At 73.3% G+C, this 25,900-nt stretch carries 19 protein-coding genes; 9 read left to right on the plus strand and 10 right to left on the minus strand.

The annotated features are described in order from the left end of the window. Positions 1–26: 26 nt before the first annotated feature. Both ACIQ9G_RS06025 and ACIQ9G_RS06030 read right to left on the minus strand, forming a co-directional pair. Complete coding sequence (locus ACIQ9G_RS06025) at positions 27–377, minus strand: trypco2 family protein (protein WP_403606987.1); 351 nt, start codon at positions 375–377, stop codon at positions 27–29. 136 nt (positions 378–513) lie between these two features. Continuing rightward, positions 514–1,488: a YbhN family protein gene (locus ACIQ9G_RS06030; protein ID WP_403606989.1), complete on the minus strand. Its 975-nt coding sequence runs from the start codon at positions 1,486–1,488 to the stop codon at positions 514–516. A 156-nt stretch (positions 1,489–1,644) separates the two neighbouring features. Between ACIQ9G_RS06030 and ACIQ9G_RS06035 the strand changes: the two genes are divergently transcribed. Next, positions 1,645–3,576 carry an ABC transporter ATP-binding protein gene (locus ACIQ9G_RS06035; RefSeq protein WP_403606991.1) on the plus strand — a complete coding sequence of 644 codons (1,932 nt, stop codon included), beginning with the start codon at positions 1,645–1,647 and terminating at the stop codon, positions 3,574–3,576. Here ACIQ9G_RS06035 and ACIQ9G_RS06040 read toward each other — a convergent pair. From ACIQ9G_RS06040 to ACIQ9G_RS06065, 6 genes are all read right to left on the minus strand, one after another. After that, positions 3,573–3,941, minus strand: coding sequence for a cupin domain-containing protein (locus tag ACIQ9G_RS06040; protein WP_403606993.1), 369 nt, complete (start codon positions 3,939–3,941; stop codon positions 3,573–3,575). The genes ACIQ9G_RS06035 and ACIQ9G_RS06040 overlap by 4 nt on opposite strands. 96 nt (positions 3,942–4,037) lie before the next feature. Further along, the gene (locus ACIQ9G_RS06045) at positions 4,038–4,676 is read right to left on the minus strand and encodes a vitamin K epoxide reductase family protein (RefSeq protein ID WP_403606995.1); all 639 of its coding nucleotides are present in this window, start codon (positions 4,674–4,676) and stop codon (positions 4,038–4,040) included. Beyond that, on the minus strand, positions 4,673–5,455 hold the full coding sequence (gene narI / locus ACIQ9G_RS06050) for a respiratory nitrate reductase subunit gamma (RefSeq protein WP_403606997.1): 783 nt from the start codon (positions 5,453–5,455) through the stop codon (positions 4,673–4,675). Before narI (ACIQ9G_RS06050) ends, ACIQ9G_RS06045 begins: the two co-directional genes overlap by 4 nt. Beyond that, positions 5,452–6,258: a nitrate reductase molybdenum cofactor assembly chaperone gene (gene narJ, locus ACIQ9G_RS06055; protein WP_403606999.1), complete on the minus strand. Its 807-nt coding sequence runs from the start codon at positions 6,256–6,258 to the stop codon at positions 5,452–5,454. The genes narI (ACIQ9G_RS06050) and narJ (ACIQ9G_RS06055) overlap by 4 nt, the downstream gene beginning before the upstream one ends. Next, positions 6,255–7,790 carry a nitrate reductase subunit beta gene (gene narH, locus ACIQ9G_RS06060; RefSeq protein WP_403607001.1) on the minus strand — a complete coding sequence of 512 codons (1,536 nt, stop codon included), beginning with the start codon at positions 7,788–7,790 and terminating at the stop codon, positions 6,255–6,257. Before narH (ACIQ9G_RS06060) ends, narJ (ACIQ9G_RS06055) begins: the two co-directional genes overlap by 4 nt. A 1-nt stretch (position 7,791) precedes the next feature. Continuing rightward, positions 7,792–11,538 carry a nitrate reductase subunit alpha gene (locus ACIQ9G_RS06065; RefSeq protein ID WP_403607003.1) on the minus strand — a complete coding sequence of 1,249 codons (3,747 nt, stop codon included), beginning with the start codon at positions 11,536–11,538 and terminating at the stop codon, positions 7,792–7,794. Positions 11,539–11,969: 431 nt separating this feature from the next. Between ACIQ9G_RS06065 and ACIQ9G_RS06070 the strand changes: the two genes are divergently transcribed. From ACIQ9G_RS06070 to narI (ACIQ9G_RS06105), 8 genes are all read left to right on the plus strand, one after another. Beyond that, entirely contained in the window at positions 11,970–12,854 is an 885-nt protein-coding gene (locus ACIQ9G_RS06070) for a DUF2249 domain-containing protein (RefSeq protein ID WP_403607005.1), read from the plus strand. Positions 12,855–12,906: 52 nt separating this feature from the next. Continuing rightward, on the plus strand, positions 12,907–13,209 hold the full coding sequence (locus ACIQ9G_RS06075) for a hypothetical protein (protein WP_403607007.1): 303 nt from the start codon (positions 12,907–12,909) through the stop codon (positions 13,207–13,209). A 130-nt stretch (positions 13,210–13,339) separates the two neighbouring features. After that, positions 13,340–14,587, plus strand: coding sequence for a nitrate/nitrite transporter (locus ACIQ9G_RS06080; protein ID WP_403607009.1), 1,248 nt, complete (start codon positions 13,340–13,342; stop codon positions 14,585–14,587). Positions 14,588–14,606: 19 nt separating this feature from the next. Then, positions 14,607–15,083, plus strand: a complete 477-nt coding sequence (locus ACIQ9G_RS06085; protein ID WP_403607011.1) for a hemerythrin domain-containing protein — start codon at positions 14,607–14,609, stop codon at positions 15,081–15,083. Between the two features lie 216 nt (positions 15,084–15,299). Further along, positions 15,300–19,097 (plus strand): nitrate reductase subunit alpha, encoded by a 3,798-nt coding sequence (locus ACIQ9G_RS06090; RefSeq protein WP_403607013.1) that lies wholly within the window; start codon positions 15,300–15,302, stop codon positions 19,095–19,097. A 2-nt stretch (positions 19,098–19,099) separates the two neighbouring features. After that, the gene (narH, locus tag ACIQ9G_RS06095; RefSeq protein ID WP_403607015.1) at positions 19,100–20,773 is read left to right on the plus strand and encodes a nitrate reductase subunit beta; all 1,674 of its coding nucleotides are present in this window, start codon (positions 19,100–19,102) and stop codon (positions 20,771–20,773) included. Beyond that, entirely contained in the window at positions 20,770–21,414 is a 645-nt protein-coding gene (gene narJ / locus ACIQ9G_RS06100; protein WP_403607017.1) for a nitrate reductase molybdenum cofactor assembly chaperone, read from the plus strand. The genes narH (ACIQ9G_RS06095) and narJ (ACIQ9G_RS06100) overlap by 4 nt, the downstream gene beginning before the upstream one ends. Then, positions 21,411–22,181, plus strand: a complete 771-nt coding sequence (gene narI, locus ACIQ9G_RS06105) for a respiratory nitrate reductase subunit gamma (RefSeq protein ID WP_403607019.1) — start codon at positions 21,411–21,413, stop codon at positions 22,179–22,181. The genes narJ (ACIQ9G_RS06100) and narI (ACIQ9G_RS06105) overlap by 4 nt, the downstream gene beginning before the upstream one ends. 120 nt (positions 22,182–22,301) lie before the next feature. Here the strand turns inward: narI (ACIQ9G_RS06105) and ACIQ9G_RS06110 are convergent, their stop codons facing one another. Beyond that, on the minus strand, positions 22,302–24,827 hold the full coding sequence (locus ACIQ9G_RS06110; protein ID WP_403607021.1) for a SpoIIE family protein phosphatase: 2,526 nt from the start codon (positions 24,825–24,827) through the stop codon (positions 22,302–22,304). 24 nt (positions 24,828–24,851) lie between these two features. Continuing rightward, entirely contained in the window at positions 24,852–25,898 is a 1,047-nt protein-coding gene (locus ACIQ9G_RS06115) for a histidinol-phosphate transaminase (protein ID WP_403607023.1), read from the minus strand. Between the last annotated feature and the right edge of the window lie 2 nt (positions 25,899–25,900).

Below are 25,900 nucleotides of genomic sequence, written 5' to 3' on the forward strand. Positions count from 1 at the left end.
GCGGCCTCACCCCCCGGCGGGTCCGCTCAGTCGCCGCCCGGCCGCCCCGGCCGGCCGTGGGGCAGGTGATCGGCCACCGGCAGTTCCCGCCCCGCCTCGTCCGTCACCCGGAACCGGATGGTGACGTGCTGGGCGACGGTCCCCGCCGACTCGCCCCCGGCCTCGGCCGACAGCACGTAGGCCTTCACCGCGCCCCCGCGCTTCTTGCTGCGCCGCAACTCGACCGTGAAGTCGAGCACCACCTCGTCCGGGACGAACCTGACCTCGCTGCCGGCGCCCGTGCTCCGCGCGGCGACGAGCCCCGCGCGCACCGCCGCGATCGCCTCCGACAGTTCCGTGCCGTCCGGTTCCATGCCGGCCCCCTCGTGAACTGCCATGCCTCTGCGCTCCATTGTGGGGAAACGGGACAAGGCCACCAGAGGGCGAAACCCGCCATGCCGGACGAGCCGGACGAGCCGGACGAGCCGGACGAGCCGGACGAGCCGGATGAGCCGGATGAGCCGGACGAGCCGGTCAAATGACTTTCAGTCGCACCAGTGCCCCGAGCGTCAGGGCCCCCGGCAGCAGTGGCAGCCAGACGGTGATGAGGCGGAAGGCCAGGACGACCGCCGTGGTGAGCGCGGCCGGTCCGCCCGCGGCCACCAGGGCCACGACCAGGGCGGCGTCGACCGAGCCGAGACCGCCCGGCGTGGGCACCAGGGCGACGGCCACCGTCGCCGCCAGGTACGCCAGCGCTATGTGCGCGGGCGGTACCGGCAGGCCCAACGCCCGCCCCACCAGGGCCAGTCCGGCCGCCTGCAGCGCCGGAAAGGCGAAGGAGCCGCCCCACAGGGCCAGCGCGCGGGCCGGCCGGGCGTGCACCGAGCGGGCCTCGCCCAGCGCGGTGCGCAGGAACCCGGACACCGCCCCGCGCAGCCGCCGTACGCAGACCAGCGCGCCGGACGCGACCAGCAGGACCGCGCCCGCGGTGAGCAGCAGCGGCCCCCTCGCGCCCGTCGGCAGCAGCGAGCCGAGCCGCAGCGCGTCCGGGAAGGCCGCGAACAGCACGGCCAGCAGGGTCAGCCGGCCGATGGTCTCCGCGAGCAGGTACAGGGCGAGCGCGGCGGAGGAGCGGGCGAGCGGCACCCCGCACACCGCCAGGAAGCGCAGGTTCACCGCGCTCGCGCCGAGGCCGGTGGGCAGCAGGTGGTTGGCGGCTCCCGCGGCGAACTGGGTGGCGAGCAGCCGCCGTCTGGGCAGCCGTTCGACGACGGCGCCCTGCCGGGTGAACGCGGCGGCGACCCAGGTCAGGCAGGTGGCACCGGCCGCGGCCAGCAGCCACGGCCACTCGGCGCTCCTCAGATGACCGAAGCCCTCGGCGAGGACGGAGCGGTGCCGCGCCGCGACCAGCAGCACGAGCAGGAGCGGGACCAGGCACAGGACCTGGCGGACGGGGAGGCGCCGGGGCGCGCGTCCCGGCGGGAGTTCGGGGAGCTGGAGCGCTGTCACGTCCGCATAGGTTCTCCGGGCCGCGCCAACGGCGGGTGGCGGGGGCACGGACGGCGGTTTACCGGGGGACAGCGGGTGGGGGAGTGGAGGCATCGGGTGGTCCTTCGCGGCACACACGTTGACCTCAACGATGCTTGAGGTCCTAGGTTCTCTCCCATGAGCATGGAAACCACCGCATGGACGCAGCTGCACAGCGTCATGACCGCCCAGCAGGAGCGCCGCCCCCTCGCCCGCGCGACGCTGCGCCGCATCGGCGCGTTCGCCCGCCCGCACCGCCGCCGGATCGCCCACTTCGTCCTCCTCGGGGTGGTGACCGCGCTGCTCGCCGTGGCGACCCCCGTGCTCGCCGGCCGCGTCGTCGACGCGATCGTGTCGGGGGGCGACCGCGGCACGGTCGTACGCCTGGCGCTGCTCATCGCGCTGATCGCGGTGGCGGAGGCCGCGCTCGGCATCCTCGGCAGACGCCTGTCGGCGACGCTCGGGGAGGGGCTCATCCTCGATCTGCGGACGGCAGTCTTCGATCATGTGCAGCGCATGCCGGTCGCGTTCTTCACACGCACTCGTACGGGAGCGCTCGTCTCCCGTCTCAACAACGACGTCATCGGCGCCCAGCGCGCGTTCAGCAACACCCTGTCCGGGGTGGTGAGCAACGTGGTCACGCTGCTGCTCACCCTCGCCGTCATGCTCACCCTGTCCTGGCAGATCACCCTGCTCGCGCTGGTGCTGCTGCCGGTGTTCGTGGTGCCGGCCCGGCGGATGGGCAGCCGTATGGCGCGGATGCAGCGGGAGGCGGCCACCCTCAACGCGGCGATGGGCACCCGGATGACCGAGCGTTTCTCCGCTCCCGGCGCCACCCTGGTCAAGCTCTTCGGCCGCCCCGAGGAGGAGTCGGCGGAGTTCGCCGCCCGCGCCCGCCGGGTACGGGACATCGGCATTCGCACGGCCACGGCCCAGTCGGCGTTCATCACCGCGCTCACCCTGGTGTCCTCCCTGGCGCTGGCCCTCGTCTACGGCCTCGGCGGCTGGTTCGCGCTGCGCGGCACCCTGGAGCCGGGCGCCGTGGTGTCGCTGGCGCTGCTGCTGACCCGGCTGTACGCGCCGCTGACCTCGCTCGCCGGAGCGCGCGTGGAGGTGATGAGCGCCCTGGTGAGCTTCGAGCGGGTCTTCGAGGTGCTCGACCTGAAGCCGCTGATCGAGGAGCGGCCGGACGCCCGCGCGGTGCCGGACGGCCCGGTGGCGGTCGAGTTCGACGACGTCCGCTTCGGCTACCCGTCCGCCGACAAGGTCTCCCTGGCCTCTCTGGAGGAGGTGGCGAGCCTCGACGGCCGCAGTGGAGCCGAGGTCCTGCACGGCCTGTCCTTCCGCGCCGAACCCGGGCAGACGGTCGCCCTCGTGGGCTCCTCCGGCGCCGGCAAGTCGACGATCGCGCAGCTGCTGCCCCGGCTCTACGACGTCGACGAGGGCGCCGTGCGCATCGGCGGCGTCGACGTGCGCGACCTGAGCGCGGCCTCCCTGCGGGCGACCCTCGGCATGGTCACCCAGGACGGCCACCTCTTCCACGACTCCGTGCGCGCCAACCTGCTGCTGGCCCGCCCCTCGGCGACCGACGAGGAACTGTGGGACGCCCTGTGCCGCTCCCGCCTCGACGACCTCGTCCGCTCCCTGCCGGACGGCCTCGACACCGTCGTCGGCGAGCGGGGCTACCGGCTGTCCGGCGGTGAACGGCAGCGGATGACCATCGCCCGGCTGCTGCTCGCCCGGCAGCGGGTGGTGATCCTCGACGAGGCGACCGCGCACCTGGACAACACCTCGGAGGCGGCGGTGCAGGAGGCCCTCGCCGAGGCGCTGGCCGACCGCACCGCGGTGGTGATCGCGCACCGGCTGTCCACCGTGCGCGCCGCGGACCTGATCCTGGTGGTCGAGGCCGGCCGGATCGTCGAACGCGGCACGCACGAGGAACTCCTGGTGGCGGACGGCCGGTACGCGGAGCTGTACCGCACGCAGTTCGAGCAGCACCCGGACGGGGCGGCGGGCGTCGCCGTGGCCGGGGATGCGGATGTCGCCGTGGCCGGGGAGGCGGTGGCCTAGAGCGCTTCGGTGTCGGCGTCGGGGTCGGCGTCGCCGGGCGCGGAGGGCTCCGGGACGGGCAGCATGGTCAGGAGCATGACGCTGGGCTCGACGGCGCGCACGGAGTGCGGCAGCCGCGCGGGCAGACGGATCCAGCTCCCGGGCCCGGCCTCGGTCCTCTCCCCGCCCAGGTCGAGCGCGAGACGCCCTCGCACGACCTGGATCACCACGGGCAGGGCGGAGGTGTGCTCGGTCAGCTCCTGGCCCTCCGCGAAGGAGAAACCGACCACGCGCAGCCGGTCGTCGCGGTACAGGACGCGGCTGAGGGTGCGGTCCCCGGCCGGGGACCGCTCGGCGGCCAGGTCGTGGATCACGGTGGCGGACATGCGGGTCCCTCCTCACTCCTCAGGCGACCGTAGTGCGTGGCCCCGCCGGCGCGCTGGGGCCGAAGGTCCCGGCGGAAGGACCGCCGGCGGCGCCGATCACCCCGGGCCACCGCTCCAGTACGGCCAGAAGCGGGTCAGGACCAGCAGCGCCGGCACCGCGTACCAGCCGCCGAGCAGCATCCAGTGCGTGTCCCGGACGAAGGTGAGCGCGCCCCGCGGCACCGGGACGACACCGTGGTTCAGGCAGTGCAGGGTCACGGCCCAGAACAGGGCGATGGTGACGGCCCAGACGACGACGCAGTAGGGGCAGAGCTTGTTCAGCTCGTACAGCGACTGCCCGAGCAGCCAGTGCACGAACACCACCCCCGCCAGCGCCCCGGCGTCCAGCGCCCACCACAGCCGCCGGTGCAGGCGCGCCCCGGCCAGCACCGCCACGCCCAGGGCGGCCACCGCGGCGAAGGCGCCCAGCCCGAGCAGCATGTTGGGGAAGCCGAACAGGCTGCCCTGCCGGCTGGACATGACGCTGCCGCAGCTCACCACGGGGCTGATGTCGCAGGGCGGACGGTAGGCCGGGTCCTTGAGCAGCCGCCAGTCGTCCACCGCGAGCCGGAACGAGGCGAGCCAGCCGACGACCCCCGTGGCCAGCAGCACCAGGCCCGTGCCGCGGCCCGCCGCCACGCCGTCGGCGCGCCCGGCCCGCGTGGCGCCGGGGGCGACCCCCTGCCGGTGGATCATGCCGCGCGCCGGGACGAACGGGCGGGGCGAGCCGGAGGACGGCGGCCCGGCGTCCGCCCCGGGACCGCCCGCCCGCGGTAGACCAGATACGGCCGGACGAGATAGCCGACCGGGGCACTCCACACGTGCACCAGCCGCGTGAACGGCCAGGCCGCGAAGAGCAGACAGGCCGTCAGGGCGTGCAGGCGGAACAGAAGGGGCGCACCGGCGATCGCCTCCGGCTGCGGCTGGAGGGCGAACAGGCCGCGGAACCAGACGGAGACGGTGGCACGGTAGTCGTAGCCGGGGCCGAAGACGTTGTGGGCGGCGGTGGCGGTGATGCCGAGCAGGACGGTGGCGGACAGCAGCGGGAACAGCACCTTGTCGCTGCGGTCGGTACCGAGCCGGATGCGGCGGGCCAGCAGCCGCCGTGCGCACAACATTCCCAGCCCGGTGACCATGGCGGCACCGGCCACGGAGCCCGCCCACACGGCCGTGGTGTGATACGCGTGCTCGCCGATCCCGGCGGCCGCGGTCCACGCGGCGGGCACGGCCAGCCCCACCACGTGCCCGGCGATCACCATGAAGGCGCCCAGGTGGAACAGCGGGCTGCCCCAGCGCAGCCAGCGGTGCTCCAGCAGCTGGCTGGTGCGGGAGGTCCAGCCGAACTGGTCCTGCCGGTAGCGCCAGACGTGCCCGACGGCGAACACGGCGAGGCAGAGGTAAGGCACGGCGACCCACAGCGCGAGGTCGGCGGCGCTCGTGGTCGCGGCGGCCAGGGGGGAGACTGCGGTGCTCATCGGGAACCCTCCGGAGGCGACGCGGGGCGGGTGGGGCCGGGCGGGGCCTGCTCGGGCGGCATGAAGGTGTCCGGCGGAGCGAACTCGCCCCACCCGTAGGGGGCCAGGCCGACCTCCTCGGCCGGCGGGCCCTGCGCGGCCAGCTCGGCCACGGCCCGCAGGTCGGCGTCGGTGGCCGGCGGCATCAGGGTGAGCAGCGCCGCCGACACGTGTCGGTAGGGGGAGTCCGCGTCGTTCAGCGCCCGGTGGATCAGCTCCAGGCCCCGCCGGTGCTGCCGCAGCGGCGCCTCGCCCGCGCGCGGACCGGCGAGCGCGGCGAACTCCAGCACGACCGGCAGGTGGTCGGGCAGTTCACCGCCGCCGATCTCCCAGCCCGCGGCCCGGTAGCGCCGGGCCAGGGTGAGCAGGGCCATGCCGCGGCGGCGGGTGTCGCCGTGCAGGTAGTAGGTGAGGTAGAGGCTGCTCTTGCGGCGCAGGTCGAACATCTCGACGTAGTGCCGCTCCAGCGCATCCGGCTCCTGCGCGGTGCACCACTCGCTGAAGGCGGCCAGTTCGGCGGCGGCCGGGGACGGGGGCAGCGCCTGGACGGCGGCGGCCACGGTGGGCCGCGCGGCGGTCAGCTCCGCGTCGGGGTACTGCAGCAGCAGCGACAGCAGCCGCAGCAGCAGGGCCCGGTCCTGAACCTCCTCGGGCGTCAGCGAGGACGGCCGGCGCACGGCCGCCCGCAGCCGGGTGCGCACGAGGGCGGGGACGGATGGGGGTCCCCCCAGGCGGCCGGCACTGGGGGAGGGCAGCGGGCTCACGGGCGGCCTCCGGCGGGGGCTTCGGGGTTACGGCAGCGCAGGGTGGGGATGCCGAGCATGACCTTCCGCCCGTCCGGCTCACCGGAGCTCTCCACCGGGCAGCGGTTCTCCATGGCGGTGAGTGCGGCCGCGTCCTCCTTGTGGGCGGCCGGGACGACGTACCGGTCCTTGTACTTGGCCACCGCCAGCAGCCGGTGCAGGTCCTCCGCCTCCCGGGCGGTCAGCCCGACGGCCTGGACCGTGGCCCCGTCGTCGGCCTCCCCCAGGGTCTTCCGGCGCATGTACGAGCGCAGCGCGGTCAGCTTCATCAGCACCCCGGCGACCACGTCGGTGTCCCCGGCGGTGAACAGGCTCGCCAGGTACTCCAGCGGTATGCGCAGCCGGGTGACGGCGGCGAAGACGTGGTCGGGGTCGTCCTGGTCGCCGCCCGCCACGGTCACCGCGTCCAGGACGGGCGAGAGCGGCGGCACGTACCAGACCATCGGCAGCGTGCGGTACTCCGGGTGCAGCGGGAGCGCCACCTTGTACTTCGACACCAGCGCGTACACCGGGGAGCGGCGCGCGGCGTCCAGCCAGTCCTCGGGGATGCCGGACTCCCGGGCCGCCGCGATCACCTCGGGGTCGTGCGGGTCGAGGAAGACCTCGCGCTGGGCGTCCAGCAGGTCCCGCTCGTCGGGGGTCGCCGCCGCCTCGCCCACCTTGTCGGCGTCGTACAGCAGCAGTCCCAGGTAGCGCAGCCGGCCCACGCACGTCTCCGAGCAGACCGTGGGCTGCCCGGCCTCGATGCGCGGGAAGCAGAACGTGCACTTCTCCGCCTTGCCGGTGGCGTGGTTGACGTACACCTTCTTGTACGGGCACGCCGTCACGCACATCCGCCAGCCACGGCAGCGGTCCTGGTCGACCAGGACGATGCCGTCCTCGACCCGCTTGTACATCGCCCCGGACGGACAGGCCGACACGCAGGCCGGGTTCAGGCAGTGCTCGCACAGCCGGGGCAGATGGAAGAGGAAGGTCTGCTCGAACTCGAACTTGACCTTCTCGGCCCACTCGCCGCTCAGGTTCGGGTCGCCGCCGGCGTGCTCGGGCGCGCCGCCCAGGCCGTCCTCCCAGTTGGCGCCCCAGGTGATGGAGGTCGGTCTGCCGGTGAGGACCGAGCGGGGGCGGGCGACCGGCATGTCCGGGCCCGCGGGGGCGCTGACCAGGTTGTCGTAGTCGTACGTCACCGGCTCGTAGTAGTCCTCGATGGCCGGCAGGTCCGGGTTGGAGAACAGCGACAGCAGCCGCCTGACCCGGCCGCCGGAGCGCAGCACCAGCCGGCCCCTGCGGTCCAGCGTCCAGCCGCCCTTCCACTGGTCCTGGTCCTCGTAGCGGCGTGGATAGCCGACGCCCGGCTTGGTCTCGACGTTGTTGAACCAGGCGTACTCCACGCCGGTCCGGTTGGTCCAGGTCTGCTTGCAGGTGACCGAACAGGTGTGACACCCGATGCACTTGTCGAGGTTCATCACCATCGCGATCTGTGCCATCACGCGCATCTCAGTACTCCACTTGCTGGCTGCGGCGGCGGATCACGGTGACCTCGTCACGCTGGTTGCCGGTCGGGCCGTAGTAGTTGAAGGCGTAGGTGAACTGGGCGTAGCCGCCAGCCAGATGGGTCGGTTTGAGCAGCAGCCGGGTCAGCGAGTTGTGGATGCCGCCGCGCCTGCCGCTGACCTCGGTCTTCGGCACGTTCACCGTGCGGTCCTTGGCGTGGTACATGTACACCGTGCCCTCGGGCATCCGGTGGGTGACCACGGCACGGGCGGCCACGACGCCGTTGCGGTTGTACGCCTCGATCCACTCGTTGTCCTTCACGCCGATCTTCTCGGCGTCCGCGGTGGACATCCAGATCACCGGGCCGCCGCGGGACAGGGCGAGCATGTAGGCGTTGTCCTGGTACTCGGAGTGGATGGACCACTTGGAGTGCGGGGTCAGGTAGCGCACGGTCACCTCGGCCCGGCCGTCCTCGTGCAGGTGCTCGTCGCCGTAGTGCCGGATCGCGTTCAACGGCGGCCGGTAGACCGGGAGTTGTTCGCCGAGCTCGGCCATCCAGTCGTGCTGGACGAAGAAGTGCTGGCGCCCGGTGAGGGTGTGCCAGGGCTTCTTGTGCTCGACGTTGATCACGAAGGGGGAGTAGCGGCGCCCGCCGGCCTCCGAACCCGACCACTCGTACGAGGTCAGCACGGCGCGGGGCTGGGTACGGGTGTCGGCGAACGTGATCCGCTCGGCCTCGCGTTCGGAGGCCAGCTCCACCAGGCCCTCGCTGCCGGTCTGCCGCTCCAGCTCCCGGAAACCCTCCGTCGCCAGGCGGCCGTTGGTGGTGCCGGACAGCGCGAGGATCGCCTCGCACATGTCGGTGGCGGTGGCCAGGGTGGGACGTCCGGCGGCGAGCCCGTCGCGCACGGTGCCGCAGCGCCGGCGCAGCTCGTCGATCTCCCGGTCCGGGTGGACGGTGACGCCCTTGGTGGTCGTCCCCAGGGTGTCCAGCAGAGGTCCGACCGCCCGGATCTTCTGTGCCACGGCCGCGTAGTCCCGCTCGACCACGACCAGCTTGGGCATGGTCCGGCCCGGAACCGGCTCGCACTCCCCGGTCCTCCAGTCCCGTACCACCCCGCCCGGCTGGGCGAGTTCGTCCGGGGTGTCGTGCGCCAGCGGCACGGCCAGTACGTCGGTGCGGGTGCCGAGGTGCTCGGCCGCGAGTTCGCTGAACCGGTCGGCGATGGTCAGGAAGGTGTCGTAGTCGGTGCGGGCCTGCCACGGCGGGGCGATGGCCGGGGTGAAGGCGTGCACGAAGGGGTGCATGTCCGTGCTGGACAGGTCGTCCTTCTCGTACCAGGTCGCGGCCGGCAGGACCACGTCGGAGAGCAGGCCGGTGGAGGTCATCCGGAAGTCCATGGAGACCAGCAGGTCGAGCTTGCCCTCGGGGGCCTCCTCGTGCCACACCACCTCCTCGGGCCGTTCCCCGGGCGGGGTCTCCGGGGAGCGGACCGCCGCGTCCGTGCCCAGCAGATGGCGCAGGAAGTACTCGTTGCCCTTGCCGGAGGAGCCCAGCAGGTTCGCCCGCCACACGGTCAGGACGCGGGGGAAGTTGGCCGGGTCGTCCGGGTCCTCGGCGGCGAACCCGAGCCGCCCGGACTTCAGCTCGTCCACGATGTGCTCGGCGACCCCGCGCCCCCGGGCCGCCGCCTCGTCGGCCAGGTCCAGCGGGTTGCGGCTGAAGCCGGGGTGGCCCGGCGTCCAGCCCAGCCGCACGGCCTGCGCCAGGCAGTCCGCGAACGCCTTGCCCTTGAACCGGCCCGCGCCGAGCGGCGAGGCCAGCTCCTCGGGGCCGAAGGCCTCGTAGCGCCACTGGTCGGTGTTCAGGTACCAGTAGGAGGTGCCCGCCATGTGCCGGGTGGGGCGCTGCCAGTCGAAGGCGAACGCCAGGTGCTGGAAGCCGGTCAGCGGACGGACCTTCTCCTGCCCCACGTAGTGCGCCCAGCCGCCGCCGTTGACGCCCTGGCAGCCGGTCATCGTGGTCAGCGCGAGGAAGGACCGGTAGATCGTGTCGGAGTGGAACCAGTGGTTGGTGCCCGCCCCCATCGCGATCATCGACCGGCCGTTCGTACGCTCGGCGTTGCGGGCGAACTCCCGGGCGATCCGGGCCGCCTGCCCGGCCGGCACGGAGGTGATGGTCTCCTGCCAGGCCGGCGTGTACGGCTCGCTCGCGTCCTCGTACGAGGCGGGCCAGCTGCCCGGCAGACCGGGCCGGGCCACGCCGTACTGGGCGAGCATGAGATCGAAGACGGTGGTGACGAGGTGCCCGCCGAGCCGCAGGGCGGGCACTCCGCGCACCATCACCGAGCCGCCCTCGGTGGCCCCTTCGTCGAACCGGGGCAGTGCGACCTCGACCGTCTCGTCGGCCCGCTCCAGCAGGCTCAACTCGGGTTCCACGCCGCCCAGGTCGAGGTTCCAGCGGCCCTGCCCGGCTTCCCCCCACCGGAAGCCGAGCGAGCCGCCCGGGACCACCGGCTCGCCGGTGGCCCGGTCCAGCAGCACCGTCTTGAACTCGGCGTTCTCGGCGCTCGCCGTGTTCGCCGCGTTCTCCGGGCGCGCCGCGTTCTCTGCGTTCTCGCCGCCGAGGTCGGCGGCGGTCAGGAACCCGTCCGGGACGAGCCCGTGGGCACTCTCGCGCAGGGTTATCAGGAACGGTGCGTCCGTGTAGGTCCGCAGGTAGTCGCGGAAGTAGGGCACTTCGCGGTCGACCAGGAACTCCCGCAGGATCACGTGCCCCATGGCCATCGCCAGCGCCCCGTCCGTGCCCGGATGCGGGGCCAGCCACTCGTCGGCGAACTTGACGTTGTCCGCGTAGTCGGGGCTGACGGCGACGACCTTGGTGCCGTTGTAGCGGGTCTCGGTGAGGAAGTGGGCGTCCGGGGTGCGGGTGACGGGGATGTTGGAACCCCACATGACCAGATAGCCCGCGTTCCACCAGTCCGCCGCCTCGGGCACGTCGGTCTGGTCGCCGAACACCTGCGGCGAGGCGACCGGCAGGTCGGCGTACCAGTCGTAGAACGACAGCAGCGTGCCGCCGATCAGCGACATGAACCGGGAGCCGGCGGCGAAGGACGCCATGGACATCGCCGGTATCGGCGAGAAGCCCGCCACTCGGTCGGGGCCGTAGGCCTTGATGGTGTGGACGTGGGCGGCGGCCACCAGCTCGGCCACCTCGTCCCAGTCCGCGCGCACCAGGCCGCCCTTGCCGCGCGCCCGCTTGTACGCCCGCGCCTTCGCCGGATCGGAGGTGATCTCCGCCCAGGCCGCAACCGGGTCGCCCAGCCGCCGCCGCGCCTCCCGCCACAACTTCAGCAACGCGCCGCGCACATACGGGTAGCGGACCCGGCTGGGGGAGTACGTGTACCAGGAGAACGACGCTCCGCGCGGGCAGCCCCGCGGCTCGTACTCGGGGCAGTCGGCGCCGATCGAGGGGTAGTCCGTGGCCTGGTGCTCCCAGGTGATGATGCCGTCCTTGACGTACACCATCCACGAGCAGGAACCGGTGCAGTTGACGCCGTGGGTGGAGCGGACGACCTTGTCGTGCGCCCAGCGGTCCCGGTAGAAGCCCTCCCACGCGCCGTCGTTGGTGCCGAACACGGCGCGCCCGTCGGCCGACACCTCACCGCGCGTCAGCAGCCGCCGCCCCGCGAGCGGCCAGTCCTGAGCGCCGCGCGGCGTGCGGCGCCGCCCGTTCTGATCGTTCTCCATGGCCAGGAACCTAGGCCCCGGGAAGCCCCGCGCACCTGGGCCCGGCGGTCCCCGCGCACGGCCCTCCCGGCCCTGTCCCAGGGGTCCCGACCGGGCCCAATGGTCCCGAGGACCGGGACCGGTCGGACGGGTGGACGGCCGGGTCCGGCGGTGCATGCTGACAGTGATCGAACCGCAGATGCCCATCTGTCCGGTACGACCGCATGTCATGACCGCCGGGGCGGGCCCTCCCCGGTACCGGCTCCGGCGGCCCTGGCGCGTACGGCGCGTGTCACCCGGTTCGGTCGTGCGTCCGGCCGCCCACCGCGGCCGGACGCGGCATCCGCCCGTCCGGTGCAGGCGCCCGCGGCACCGCGCCCGCCCCGCTCCGGACGAGCCCACGCACCCGCACCGGCCGGCCATGCCGGCCGCGACCCGTTGGAGACACCGCCATGAGCGCGCTCACCCTCGCCTCCACCCCCGAGGACGCCACGGCCCTGCAGACCGCCGAGGCGCATCACGCCCGCCTGGCCGGGGAGCTGACCGGACGGGTGACGATGCTGCTCACCGCCGTGGACCGGGACCCGGGCGCCGCCGAACGGATCCGCGCCGGCCTGGTCGCCTTCTGCGACCGCTCACTCCTGCCGCACGCGGCCGCCGAGGAGGCCGCGCTCTACCCCGCCGCGCACGCCCTGCCCGAGGCACGCCTGCTCGTCGAGTTCCTGATCGCCGAACACCGCTGTCTCACCGAGCTCGTCGACGCGCTGCGCACCTCGACCCGGCCCTCGGGGGCGGTGGCCGACGCACGGGCCCTGCAGGTCCTCTTCGCCGAACACCTCGCCAAGGAGAACGGGCTGGTGCTGCCGCTGCTCGCCGTGGCACCGGACGTCTCCCTGGCGACGCTGCTCTCGGACATGCACCAGCGGCTCGCGACGGGACCGCACACCGCGCCGGGACCCATCCACGCGCCGGGACCCATCCCCGCGCCGGGACCCATCCCCGCGCCGGGTCCGGAGGCCGACCACGGACACGGCCCGCGGGACCGCGACGACGAGGAGGCCGGCGCGTGCGGCGGAGACTGCGGCTGCGGTGGCGCGGAGGAGACGGCCGAGCCCGAACCCGAGCTCGACGTGCGCGGCGTGCCGCACGCCCTGCGCCACGCCACCGTGTTCGGCGCGCTCGACGCCGTCCCGGTGGGGCACGCCATGGTGCTGGTCGCCCCGCACGACCCCAAGCCGCTGCTCGCCCAGATCGAGCAGCGCAGCCCCGGGGCGTTCTCCGTGGAGTACCTGGAACGCGGGCCCGAAGCCTGGCGGCTGCGCCTCGACCACCACTGACGTGACGTCACCTCCCCTGCACAACCGGCGCGATGAAAGAAGGGAAGACCTGATGGACGGTACGCACCGCCGGGCCCGGGCGCTGCTCAAGGCGGCCGGGACGGCTCTGGCCGTGGCCGGGCCGGTGATGATGCTGCGCGGCCGCGGCGGCCGGAAGGAGATCCGCGGCGAACCGGCCTCGCAGCGCATCACCTTCCCGGACGGCGGGCTCGGTGAGGAACTCGCGCCCTACGCGGGCCGGCGCCCTGCCCGCCACCTGACCGCACGAAAACCGGCGGGACTTCGGCCCCGGTCCCCGGCAGCGGGCCCGGACGGCACCCCGCCCAGGGACCGTCTGCCCGGCGGCAAGGACTGATTGGCCCATGCCGTTGCGGGGCCTCGCGCAAGGACAGTGGCTGTGGGGTTCCGGGACGCGGGCACGAGACCCGCGGTGCCGGTGTGACAGCGGTGGCGCGTACCACCGTACGAGGAAGGGAACGGACAGCATGGTCCACATGCCGAGAACGCAGAGCGACGGAGTGTCGTCGAGGACACCGGTGCCCGGCCGGGCGTGGCTGATGCTGGCCCTGGCCACGGTCGGCTTCGCCGTGAACTTCTGGGCGTGGGCGCTGCTGAGCCCGCTCGGCCCCCGGTTCCGGGACACCCTGGACCTGACGTCGTTCGAACAGTCGCTGCTGGTCGCCGTGCCGGTCGTGGTCGGCTCCCTCGGCCGTATCCCGGTGGGCGCGCTGACCGACCGCTTCGGCGGCCGGGTGATGTTCCCGATCGTGTCCGCGGCCACCATCGTGCCGGTGCTCTACCTCGGCCTGGCCGGCCACTCCTCGCTCGCCGCGCTGCTGGCCGGCGGGTTCTTCCTCGGCATCGGCGGCACCGCCTTCGCCGTCGGTGTGCCCTTCGTCAGCGCCTGGTTCCCGCCCGAGCGGCGGGGCCTGGCGATAGGCGTCTTCGGCATGGGCATGGGCGGCACCGCGATCAGCGCCCTGACGACGGTGAAGCTGGTGGACGCGAACGGCATGGCCAACCCCTTCCTGATCACCGCGGCGGTCCTCGGGGCCTACGCCCTGCTGGCCGCGCTGGTGCTGCGGGACGCCCCCGGGCGCACGGTCCCGACCGAACCCCTCACCCACCGCCTCGCCGCCGCCCTGCGGCTGGGCGTCACCTGGCAGGCGTCCGCCCTGTACGCCGTGGCCTTCGGCGGCTACGTGGCCTTCTCCGTCTACCTGCCCACCTACCTCAAGACGGGCTACGGCCTCACCCAGGCCGACGCGGCGAACCGGATGGCCGGCTTCGTCCTGCTCGCGGTCGCCATGCGCCCGGTCGGCGGCTGGCTGTCGGACCGCGTCGGACCCGTGCGCATCCTGGCCGGCACGCTGTCCGTGGTGCTGGCCGCGGCGCTGGTGCAGTCGCTCACCCCGGCCCTGGCACCGGTGGGCACCATCGCCTTCCTGTCCATGGCCGCCGCGCTGGGCGCGGCCAGCGGGGCGACCTTCGCGCTGGTGGCGCTGCTGGCCCCGCCCGCGCAGGTCGGCTCGGTCACCGGAGTCGTCGGCGCAGCGGGCGGCCTGGGCGGCTTCGTCCCGCCGCTGGTGATGGGCTCCCTGTACGGCGCCTACGGCTCGTACGCGGTCGGCCTGCTGCTGCTCGGCGTGGTCGCGGCGGCGGCACTGACCTTCACCGGCACCGGCGTGCGCCACGCGGTGACCCGCCGTACGGCGCCCGCCCAGACCCACTGAATTCCTCCGGAGCCCCGCGATGTGCGAGTACTGCGGCTGCCAGTCACTGGCGGCCATCGACGAACTGACCCGCGAGCACGACGAGGTCGTCCGCCTGATCAGCCATCTCCGTACCGCCCACCGGGAGGGTGACGTGGCCCGGGCCGCGCACCTCGCCCGCCGGGTGGCGACCGTGCTCGGCCCGCACACCCGGGTGGAGGAGCACGGGCTGTTCCCCGCCCTGGCCGGGGACTTCCCCGACCAGATCGCCGCCCTGGAGGCCGAGCACCGTGCTGTCGAGGCGGTGCTGGCGGAGGCCGCCGACGGCGTCACGCCCGCGGATCCCTCGTGGCCGGACCGGTTGATGGCGGCCATGGCCGTGCTGCGCGACCACATCCTCAAGGAGCAGGACGGCGTCTTCCCGGCGGCGCTCGCCACCCTCGGCCCCGAGGAGTGGGAAGCGGTCGAGGCCGTACGCGCGGCGGCGGGCGGCACGCTCCCCGAGCCGGCCGCCTGACCGACGCGGCCTTCTCCGGCGCACCGGGCGGCGGGCCGCCCGCCGCCGCGGTCCGGTCCCCGGTCCCGGGGGTCCGGTGTGCGCGTGGCCGTCCGCGCGCGTCGGCCGTGTTCCGGGCGTGGCTGTTGACCATCGGGGGGACGATGGTCGTACAGTCGGACCCGGCCGGACCGATCACGACGGAACGGGTCGCGTGCCCGGGAGCGGAGTGCCGCGGTGAGCACGGGAAGGAGCCCGGAGCGGTCGCGGGCGGCCCTGGACGGTGAACTGACGGAGGCCCTGGTGCGCAGCCGCCGGTTCTTCACCCGGGCGGAGATCTCCGAGGACCTGCGCACCCTGCACAAGGTGGGCGGACGTCAGGCGGACGAGTTCTACCGGGACCGGTGGTCGCACGACAAGGTGGTGCGCTCCACGCACGGCGTGAACTGCACGGGCTCCTGCTCGTGGAAGGTGTTCGTCAAGGACGGCATCATCACCTGGGAGGCGCAGCAGACGGACTACCCGTCGGTGGGACCGGACCGGCCGGAGTACGAACCGCGGGGCTGCCCCCGCGGGGCCGCCTTCTCCTGGTACACCTACTCGCCGACCCGGGTCCGCTACCCCTACGTGCGCGGTGTGCTGCTGACGATGTACCGGGAGGCCAGAGCCCGGCTCGGCGATCCGGTCGCGGCCTGGGCCGACATCGTCTCCGACCCCGAGCGCGCCCGCCGCTACAAGACGGCCCGCGGCAAGGGCGGCCTGGTTAGGGCGAGTTGGGCCGAGGCGGTGGAGATGGTCGCCGCCGCGCACGTCCACACCATCAAGGAGCACGGCCCCGACCGGCTGGCCGGGTTCTCGCCGATCCCGGCGATGTCGATGGTCTCGCACGCCGCCGGGTCCCGCTTCTACTCGCTGCTCGGCGGCGTGATGCTGTCCTTCTACGACTGGTACGCGGACCTTCCGGTGGCCTCCCCGCAGGTGTTCGGCGACCAGACGGACGTACCCGAGTCGGGGGACTGGTGGGACGCCGGCTACCTGATCATGTGGGGGTCGAACCTGCCGGTGACCCGCACCCCGGACGCCCACTGGATGGCCGAGGCGCGCTACCGCGGCCAGAAGGTCGTGGCGGTCTCCCCGGACTACGCGGACAACGTGAAGTTCGCCGACGAGTGGCTGGCCCCGCAGCCCGGCACCGACGGGGCCCTGGCGATGGCCATGGGGCACGTGGTCCTCAAGGAGTTCTTCGTCGACCGGCCCACGCCGTACTTCACCCACTACGTCAAGCGGTACACGGACCTGCCGTTCCTGGTCGTCCTCGACGAGATCACGGACGGCCAGGACGGACCGGAGGAGACAGGCGGCCAGGACCGTCCGGGTGCGGCGGCCGGGGCCGGCGGCCCCGGCGGGCGGCCGCCCGCGTACCGGCCCGGCAAGTTCCTGACCGCGGCCGACCTCGGCGGCGAGCACGCCGCGAGCGAGCACGCCGCGTTCCGCACGGTGCTGCTGGACGCGGCCACCGGGCGGCCGGTGGTGCCGGGCGGCACCCTCGGCGACCGGTACGGCGAGTCCGGCACCGGGAAGTGGAATCTGGACCTCGGCGACCTCGACCCCCTGCTGTCCGCCGAGGGCGGAGGACAGGCCCCGGTCGCCGTCGAACTGCCCCGGTTCGACGCCCCGGACGGGAGCGCGGGGAGCCTGCTGCGCGGAGTCCCGGTGCGCCGGATCGCCGGCCGTACCGTGACCACGGTGTACGACCTGCTCCTCGCCCAGTACGGCGTGGCCCGCGCGGGCCTGCCGGGCCGGTGGCCGGCCGGATACGACGACGCGGGCGAACCGTACACCCCGGCCTGGCAGGCCGCGATCACGGGCGTGGACGCCGGACGCGCGGCCCGGATCGCCCGCGAGTTCGCGGCCAACGCCGAGGATTCCGGCGGCCGTTCGATGATCGTGATGGGCGCGGGCACCAACCACTGGTTCCACTCGGACACCATCTACCGCGCCTTCCTGACCCTGACCACGCTGACCGGCTGCCAGGGCGTCAACGGCGGCGGCTGGGCCCACTACGTGGGGCAGGAGAAGGTCCGCCCCATCACCGGCTACCAGTCGATCGCCACCGCAGCCGACTGGCACCGCCCGGCCCGGCAGATGATCCAGACCGCCTACTGGTACCTGCACAGCGACCAGTTCCGCTACGACCCGTTCTCCGCCGGCACCCTCGCGGCGGCCGGCGCGGGCGGCCCCTTCGCGGACCGGACCACGGCCGACGTGATCGCCGCCTCCGCGCGGATGGGCTGGATGCCGTCGTACCCGACCTTCGACCGCAACCCGCTGGACCTGGCGGACGAGGCCGACCGGGCGGGACGGGACGTCGCGGAGCACGTGGTCGGTGAACTGCGCTCGGGGCGGCTGCGGTTCGCGGGCGAGGACCCGGACGCGCCGGAGAACTTCCCCCGCGTCCTGACCGTGTGGCGGGCCAACCTGCTGGGCTCCTCGGCCAAGGGCAACGAGTACTTCCTCAAGCACCTGCTGGGCGCCGACTCCTCGGTGCGCGCCACCGAGGCCCCGCCCGGGGCGCGCCCGCGGGACGTGGTGTGGCGGGAGCAGGCCCCGGAGGGCAAGCTCGACCTGCTGCTGACCCTCGACTTCCGCATGACCAGCACCACGCTGTTCTCCGACGTGGTCCTGCCGGCCGCGACCTGGTACGAGAAGCACGACCTGTCGAGCACGGACATGCACCCGTTCGTGCACGCCTTCAACCCGGCCATCGCCCCGCCCTGGCAGACCCGCACCGACTGGGACGCCTTCCACACCCTGGCCCGCGAGTTCAGCCGCCAGGCCGCCACGCACCTCGGGGCGCGCCGGGACGTGGTGGCCGCGCCGCTGCTGCACGACACCCCCGACGAACTGGCCAACCCGCACGGCACGGTCCGCGACTGGAAGGCGGGCGAGTGCGACCCCGTGCCCGGCCGGACCATGCCGAAACTGATCACCGTGGAGCGCGACTACGGCGCCGTGGCGGAGAAGATGGCCGCGCTCGGCCCGCTGCTCGACAGCCTCGGCGCGACCACCAAGGGTGTCACCTTCCACGTGGAGCGTGAACTGGACTACCTGCGGCACAAGAACGGCACCGTGCGCGGGGGAGCGGCCGACGGGCGCCCGTCGATCGCCCGGGACGCCCAGGCCTGCGAGGCCATCCTCGCCCTGTCCGGCACCACCAACGGCCACCTCGCCACCCAGGGCTTCCGCACCCTGGAGGCCCGCACCGGCCGGCCGCTGGCCGACCTGGCCGCCGAGCACGAGGGCAAGCGGATCACCTTCGCCGACACCCAGGCAGCGCCCGTCCCGGTCATCACCAGCCCCGAGTGGTCCGGTTCGGAGACCGGCGGACGCCGCTACTCGCCGTTCACCGTCAACGTCGAACGACTCAAGCCCTGGCACACCCTCACCGGACGCCAGCACTTCTACCTCGACCACGACTGGATCACCGCGCTGGGCGAGCAACTCCCCGTCTACCGGCCACCACTGGACATGCACGCCCTGTTCGGCGAGCCACACCTCGGCGAGCGGGGCGAACTCGGCGTGACCCTGCGCTACCTGACCCCGCACAACAAGTGGTCCATCCACTCCGAGTACCAGGACAACCTGTTCATGCTCTCGCTGTCCCGGGGCGGGCCGACCCTGTGGATGTCCACCGCCGACGCGGCGAAGATCGGCGTACGGGACAACGACTGGATCGAGGCGGTCAACCGCAACGGCGTGGTCGCCGCACGAGCGGTCGTCTCGCACCGGATGCCCGAGGGCACCGTCTACATGCACCACGCCCAGGACCGGCTGATCGACGTCCCGCGCACCGAGACCACCGGCAGGCGCGGCGGCATCCACAACTCCCTGACCCGCCTGCTGATCAAACCGAGCCATCTGATCGGCGGCTACGCCCAGCTGTCGTACGCCTTCAACTACCTGGGACCGACCGGCAACCAGCGCGACGAGGTCACGGTCGTCCGCCGGCGATCCTCGCAGGACGTGGAGTACTGATCATGCGCGTGATGGCCCAGATGGCGATGGTGATGAACCTCGACAAGTGCATCGGCTGCCACACCTGCTCGGTCACCTGCAAACAGGCGTGGACCAACCGCACCGGAGTCGAGTACGTCTGGTTCAACAACGTCGAGACCCGCCCCGGCCAGGGCTACCCGCGCCGCTACGAGGACCAGGACAGGTGGCGCGGCGGCTGGGAGCTCAACAAGCGCGGGCGGCTCACCCTGAAGGCGGGCGGCCGGTTCAAGAAACTGGTCACGATCTTCTCCAACCCCGTGCTGCCGAGCCTCGACGACTACTACCAGCCCTGGACGTACGACTACGAGAACCTGACCAACGCCCCCCTGCAGGAGCACACCCCCGTCGCCCGGCCCAAGTCTTTGATCACCGGCAAGGACATGAAGATCACCTGGTCGGCCAACTGGGACGACGACCTCGGTGGTTCGGCCGACCACGGCGAGAAGGACGTCCTGCTGAACGAGGTCTCCCAGAAGATCAGATTCGAGTTCGAGCAGACCTTCATGTTCTACCTGCCGCGGATCTGCGAGCACTGCCTCAACCCGTCCTGCGCCGCCTCCTGCCCCTCCGGCGCGATCTACAAGCGCACCGAGGACGGCATCGTCCTCGTCGACCAGGACCGCTGCCGCGGCTGGCGGATGTGCGTGACCGGATGCCCGTACAAGAAGGTCTACTTCAACCACCGCACCGGCAAGGCGGAGAAGTGCACCTTCTGCTTCCCGCGCGTCGAGGTGGGCCTGCCCACCGTCTGCTCCGAGACCTGCGTCGGCCGGCTGCGCTACATCGGCCTGGTCCTCTACGACGCCGACCGGGTCCTGGCGGCCGCCTCCACCCCGGACGACACCGGCCTGTACGAGGCACAGCGCGAGGTCTTCCTCGACCCGGCCGACCCGCGGGTCGCCGCGGAGGCGGAGCGCGCGGGCATCCCCCGCGACTGGATCGAGGCGGCCCGGCGCTCCCCGGTGTACGCCCTGATCAACACCTACCGCGTCGCCCTGCCGCTGCACCCCGAGTACCGCACCCTGCCCATGGTCTGGTACATCCCGCCGCTCTCACCGGTCGTCGACGCCGTCCGCGGCACCGGCCACGACGCCGAGGACCACCGCACCCTCTTCGCCGCCGTCGACGCCCTGCGCATCCCCGTCGACTACCTCGCCCAGCTGTTCACCGCCGGCGACCCGGCCCCGGTCGACGCGGTACTGCGCCGCCTGGCCGCCATGCGCTCCTACATGCGCGACATCAACCTCGGCCGCGAACCGGACGCCGCCATCCCCGCGCGGGTCGGCATGCGCGAGGAGGAGATGTACGACATGTACCGGCTGCTGGCGCTCGCCAAGTACGACGAGCGGTACGTCATCCCGCCCGCCCACGCCGAACAGGCCCACCGCCTGGAGGAACTGGCCACCGAGTGCAGCCTCGACTACGAGGGCGGCCCCGGCATGGGGGGCTCCGGCCCGTTCGGCGAGACCTCCGGCGGCGCCGCCCCGATCGCGGTGGAGACCTACCGGGCCCTGCGCGACCGGCAGACCTCCGACACCCCCGCCGCCCCCGAGGACAAGGGCGACCGCGTCAACCTCCTGAACTGGGACGGCAAGGGACACCCGCCCGGTCTCTTCCCGCCCGCCGACGACGACCGGAAGGACGGCACGACATGAGGCCGCCCGCCGCCGGCGCCCGCGAAGCCCTCGCCTGGCAGGCCCAGTCGCTGCTGCTGGCCTACCCCGACGAGCGGCTGCCCGAGCGCCTCACCCTCGCCCGCCGCGTCGCCGCCACCCAGCCCGAGGCGGTCGCCGGCCCCCTCCGCGGCTTCGCCGAACAGGCCGAGCGCACCCCGCCGCACGACCTCGCCGCCGAGTACGTCGCCACCTTCGACCACCGCCGGCGCTGCTGCCCCTACCTCACCTACTACGCCCACGGCGACACCCGGAAACGGGGGATCGCCCTGCTGCGGCTGAAGCAGACCTACGCCGCCGCCGGCTGGCGCCTGGGCGAGGACGAACTGCCCGACCACCTCGCCGTCGTCCTGGAGTTCGCCGCCGCCGAACCCGCCATCGGCGCGCGCCTGCTCACCGACCACCGCGCGGGCCTGGAACTGCTGCGCCTGGCCCTGCGCGACACCGGCTCGCCCTGGGCGCACGTGCTCACCTCCGTTTCCGCGACCCTGCCCGCGCTCGGCGGCGACGAACACGCGGCCATCGGCCGGCTCGCCGCCCAGGGGCCGCCCGAGGAACAGGTCGGCCTGGCCCCCTACACACCCGCCTCGTTCATGCCCGGCCCCGCGGGAGGCCCCCGATGAACCCACCCGCGCACTCCCCGGTCCTGGCGGCGGAGCCCGGCACCGGCGGCATCCTGCTGTGGGTCGTCCTGCCGTACGTCAGTCTCGCGGTGTTCGTTCTCGGCCACATCTGGCGCTACCGCTACGACAAGTTCGGCTGGACCACCCGCTCCTCCCAGCTGTACGAGAGGCGGCTGCTGCGCATCGGCAGCCCGATGTTCCACTTCGGCATCCTGATCGTGCTCCTCGGACACATCGGGGGCCTGCTCGTCCCGAAGAGCTGGACCGAGGCTCTCGGCATCGGCGAGCACGCCTACCACGTCTCCGCGGTCCTCCTCGGCACCGTCGCCGGGGTCGCCACCGTGGGCGGCCTCGCGATCCTCGTCTACCGGCGCCGCACCGTCGGCCCGGTCTTCTCCGCCACCACCCGCAACGACAAGGCCATGTACGTCGCGCTGAGCGTCACCATCGCGCTCGGACTGTCCGCCACCGTGGCCGCGAACCTCGTCGGCGGGGGCTACGACTACCGCGAGACCATCTCGCCCTGGTTCCGCTCCCTCTTCTCCTTCACGCCCGACCCGGCCCTGATGGCCGGCGCCCCGCTCCTCTTCCGGTTGCACGCCCTCAGTGCCCTGCTCCTCTTCGCCTTCTGGCCCTTCACCCGGCTCGTGCACATGCTCACCGCGCCCCTCGGCTACCTGACCCGCCCGTACATCGTCTACCGCAGCCGGGACACCCGCCTCGGCGCCCGCCCCCCGCGCCGCGGCTGGGAACGCGTGGGCTCCTGACCACCGCCCGCACCGTGGGCGGCCTCGGCGCCGGTCGGTGCGGCGCGGGTCGGCTCCAGATGAAGGGTGCCGGGCGGCGGCCCGGGACGCCGGGCCGGACACGGCCCCGCGGGAACGTCGCTACGGTATGGACGCCGCGAACGCGTCCAGGCCGGGTACGACGGCCGACCGTCCTCCGCCCGTCTCCGGGCCGGGGCGGGGCAGTTCCGCCCAGATGGTCTTGCCGTCTCCGACGTAGCGGGTCCCCCAGCGCAGGGCGAACTGGGCCACGAGGAACAGGCCCCGGCCGCCTTCCTCGACGGCCTGGGCCCGGCGCAGGTGGGGAGAGGTGCTGCTGTGGTCGGAGACCGCGCAGATCAGCCGGTTCGGGGTGCGGATCAGGCGGAGCCCGATGGGGCCGCGGGCGTGCCGGATCGCGTTGGTGACCAGTTCGCTGACGATCAGCTCGACGGAGAACGTCAGATCCTCCATCTCCCACTGCGCGAGGCGGGCGTCGGTCAGCTTGCGGGCCTGTCCCACCGCGGCCGGCTCGAAGGCCAGATCCCAGGAGACGACGTCCTCGCTCGGCAGCGGGCGGGGGCGGGCGACGAGGAAGGCGACGTCGTCCGGGGGGCGGTCCGGCAGCAGGGCCCGCTCCATGATGTCGCAGATCTCCTCCAGGGGGCGGTCGGGATGGGCGAGCGCGAAGGTCAGCCGTTCCAGGCCGGTGTCCGGGTCGCCGTCGGCGGCCGTGACCAGGCCGTCGGTGTAGAGGGCCAGCAGGGAGCCCTCCGGAACGTCGAACTCGGCCGACTCGAACGGCAGCCCGCCGATGCCCAGCGGCGGCCCCGCCGGAATCTCGGGGAACTCCACCACCTTTTCCAGGTGGGCGAGCGCGGGCGGGGGATGGCCCGCGCGAGCGAAGGTGGCGCGGCAGGTGACGGGATCGTAGATGCCGTACAGGCAGCTGGCACCGACCACGCCCTCGACTTCGCCGGGGTGCGCCGCCTCCGCCTCCTGTGCCAGCCGGCCGACCAGGTCGTCGAGGTGGGAGAGCAGCTCGTCGGGTGGCAGATCCAGGTCGGCCAGCGTGTGCACCGCGGTGCGCAGCCGTCCCATCGTCGCCGTGGCGTGGATGCCGTGCCCCACGACGTCTCCGACGACCAGGCCTACCCGGGCGCAGGCCAGGGGCAGCACGTCGAACCAGTCACCGCCCACTCCCGCCTCGGTGTCGGCGGGCAGATAGCGGTAGGCGGCCTCCACGGCCGCGTCGGTGGGCAGCTCGTGCGGCAGAAGGCTGCGCTGCAGGGTGAGCGCCGACTGGTGCTCGCGGGTGTACCGGCGTGCGTTGTCGATGCACACGGCGGCGCGGGCGGCGAGTTCCTCTACGAGCAGCAGATCCTCGGCGGCGAAGGACTCCGGGGTGCGCCAGCGCATGAGGGTGGCCACCCCCATGGTGATTCCGCGGGCCCGCAGCGGAACCACCAGGTGGGAATGTATGCCCAGCTTGCGCGCGAGTGCGCTGCGCACGGCGTCCTGAAGCAGCCAGGGGCTGGACGGGTCCATGACGGCGTTCAGGATGGGATGCCCGTCCGCGAGGCACTGCCACTGCGGGGACCCCTCCGGATAGACGACCGTCTGGCCGGGCGTCACGACGGCCTCGGGCAGGTCCTCGCGGACGGAGCGGTGGACGACCCGGCGCATGGCGTCCGTCCGGCCGGCGGAGCGGGCGTCGGGCTCCCGGCCGGACAGCACGTCGCCGAGCAGGTCGATTGCGGTGAAGTCGGCGACCCGGGGCACCAGGACCTCGGCCAGCTCCTGCACCGTGCGGCCGAGGTCGAGGGTGCTGCCGATCAGCACACTCGCCTCGTTGAGCAGAGCCAGCCGCCGCTGCGCGTGGTGGAGGTCGGTGACGTCCACCGACTCCTCGCACACTCCCAGGGGCCGGCCCTCCGGGTCCTGGAGCCGGTAGTAGGACAGTGACCACACGTGGTCACGGCTGGGGTCCGACGGCGGGCGGCCGCGGTACTGGAGGCCCACGACGGTCTGCCCGGAGTCGAGGACCCGGCTCATGAGCTGGGTGACCGTGGACGGGTACCGGGCGGACAGCACCTGGCTGCCCGGATACAGCTCGTCCTCGGTGCGCCCCAGGTACTGGGTGAACGGCCCGGGCAGTTCCAGCCGGGCCGCCGCGTTCGCCCACGCCACACGCAGGTCGGGGCCGTAGATCGTCAGGCCCACGGGGGACTGGGTGGTGATGCCGTACAGCATGGCCTGCCGCATCTGCCAGTCCCGGAACTCCGCGGCGTCCGCGAGGAGCAGCAGGAGGGCCGGGCCCGCGGCCGTGTCGGGCAGCCGGCGGCAGACCGCCGCCACCGGCAGCAGGCGACCGGAACGGTGACGGAGCGTGCTGCAGTGGTGGCACTCGGGGAGCTGCGGCTGCTGCCACCACCTCGCGGCGGCGCCGTCCTCCCCCTCCGCCTGGGCCGACAGGGTGTCGATCGACTGCCCGAGGACCTCCTGCGCCTCGTAGCCGAGCAGTTCTTCGGCCTCCGGACTCCATCCGGTGACCCGTCCCCGGCCGTCCAGCACGACGGTGGCGGCCCGTGTGACCCGGAGGGGGTCGCCGTTCCCGGTCGCCTCGAGTCCATTCGATGGTGTGATCATCGCATGTCCGTTCTCGCTTCCTCCTCAAGGATCGGCCCGCCGCAGGTGCAGCACAAACGCCCGGTCCGAGCCCCGTGCGCGCAGTCCCCCCAGCGCGGTCAGCACGGTGTCGTTGGCCTTCCGGTCGCCGACGGTGAGCCGCAGACCCTCGCCGGGGTAGTGGCGCGTCTGGACACCGGCCTCGGTGAGTGCCGCGGCGCCCTCGTCGATCGGATCGGGCGCGGCGAGCCAGACGCAATTGGCGTGGCCGGGGCGTACGCGCCAGCCGAGGGACACCAGCTCACGCCGGAGCCGTTCGCGTTCGGCGACGACGGTGTCCACGCGGCGGCGCAGCTCGCCCTCGGCCCGCAGCGACGCCTTCACCGCCGCTGTCGCCACCGCGTTGATCCCGAACGGCAGCTGTTGCCGGCGGATCCGCGCCACGAGGTCGCAGGCGCCGAGTCCGTAGCCCACCCGCAGGGCGGCGAGGCCGTAGGCCTTGGAGAAGGTGCGCAGGACCAGCAGGTTGGGGTGGGCGTCCAGGAGCGCGAGTGAATCCGGCAGATCGACGCCGCGGGCGAACTCCACGTACGCCTCGTCGAGGAGCACGGTGACGTGCCGGGGGACCTGACGCAGGAACGCCGACAGCGCGTCGGCGGTGACGAGGCTACCCGTGGGGTTGTGGGGATTGCACAGCACCACGACGCGGGTGCGGTGGTCGAGCGCCGCGAGCAGGGCGCCCAGATCCTGGTGCCCGTCCGGCGACAGGGGTACGGGGGCGGATCGAGCGCCGACCATGGCGGCCAGGAGGGGGTACGCGTCGAAGGTGCGCCAGGCGTAGGCCACTGTGTCGCCGGGCCGGACCACCGCCTGGAGCAGCTGCAGGGCCACGCCGACCGATCCGCTGCCGACCGCGACGCGGTCGGGGGTCACCCGGCACCAGGCGGCGATCCGCTCGGTGAGGTCGTCGGGGTGGAACTGGGGGTAGCGGTGGGCCTGTGCCACGGCCCGCCGCATCGCCTCGCGTACCGAGGGCAGCGGGGGATACGGGCTCTCGTTAAGGGCGAGTCGGTGCAGCACGGGGGTGTCCATGG

Source organism: Streptomyces sp. NPDC096152 (genome assembly GCF_044763235.1).
Taxonomy (GTDB): domain Bacteria; phylum Actinomycetota; class Actinomycetes; order Streptomycetales; family Streptomycetaceae; genus Streptomyces.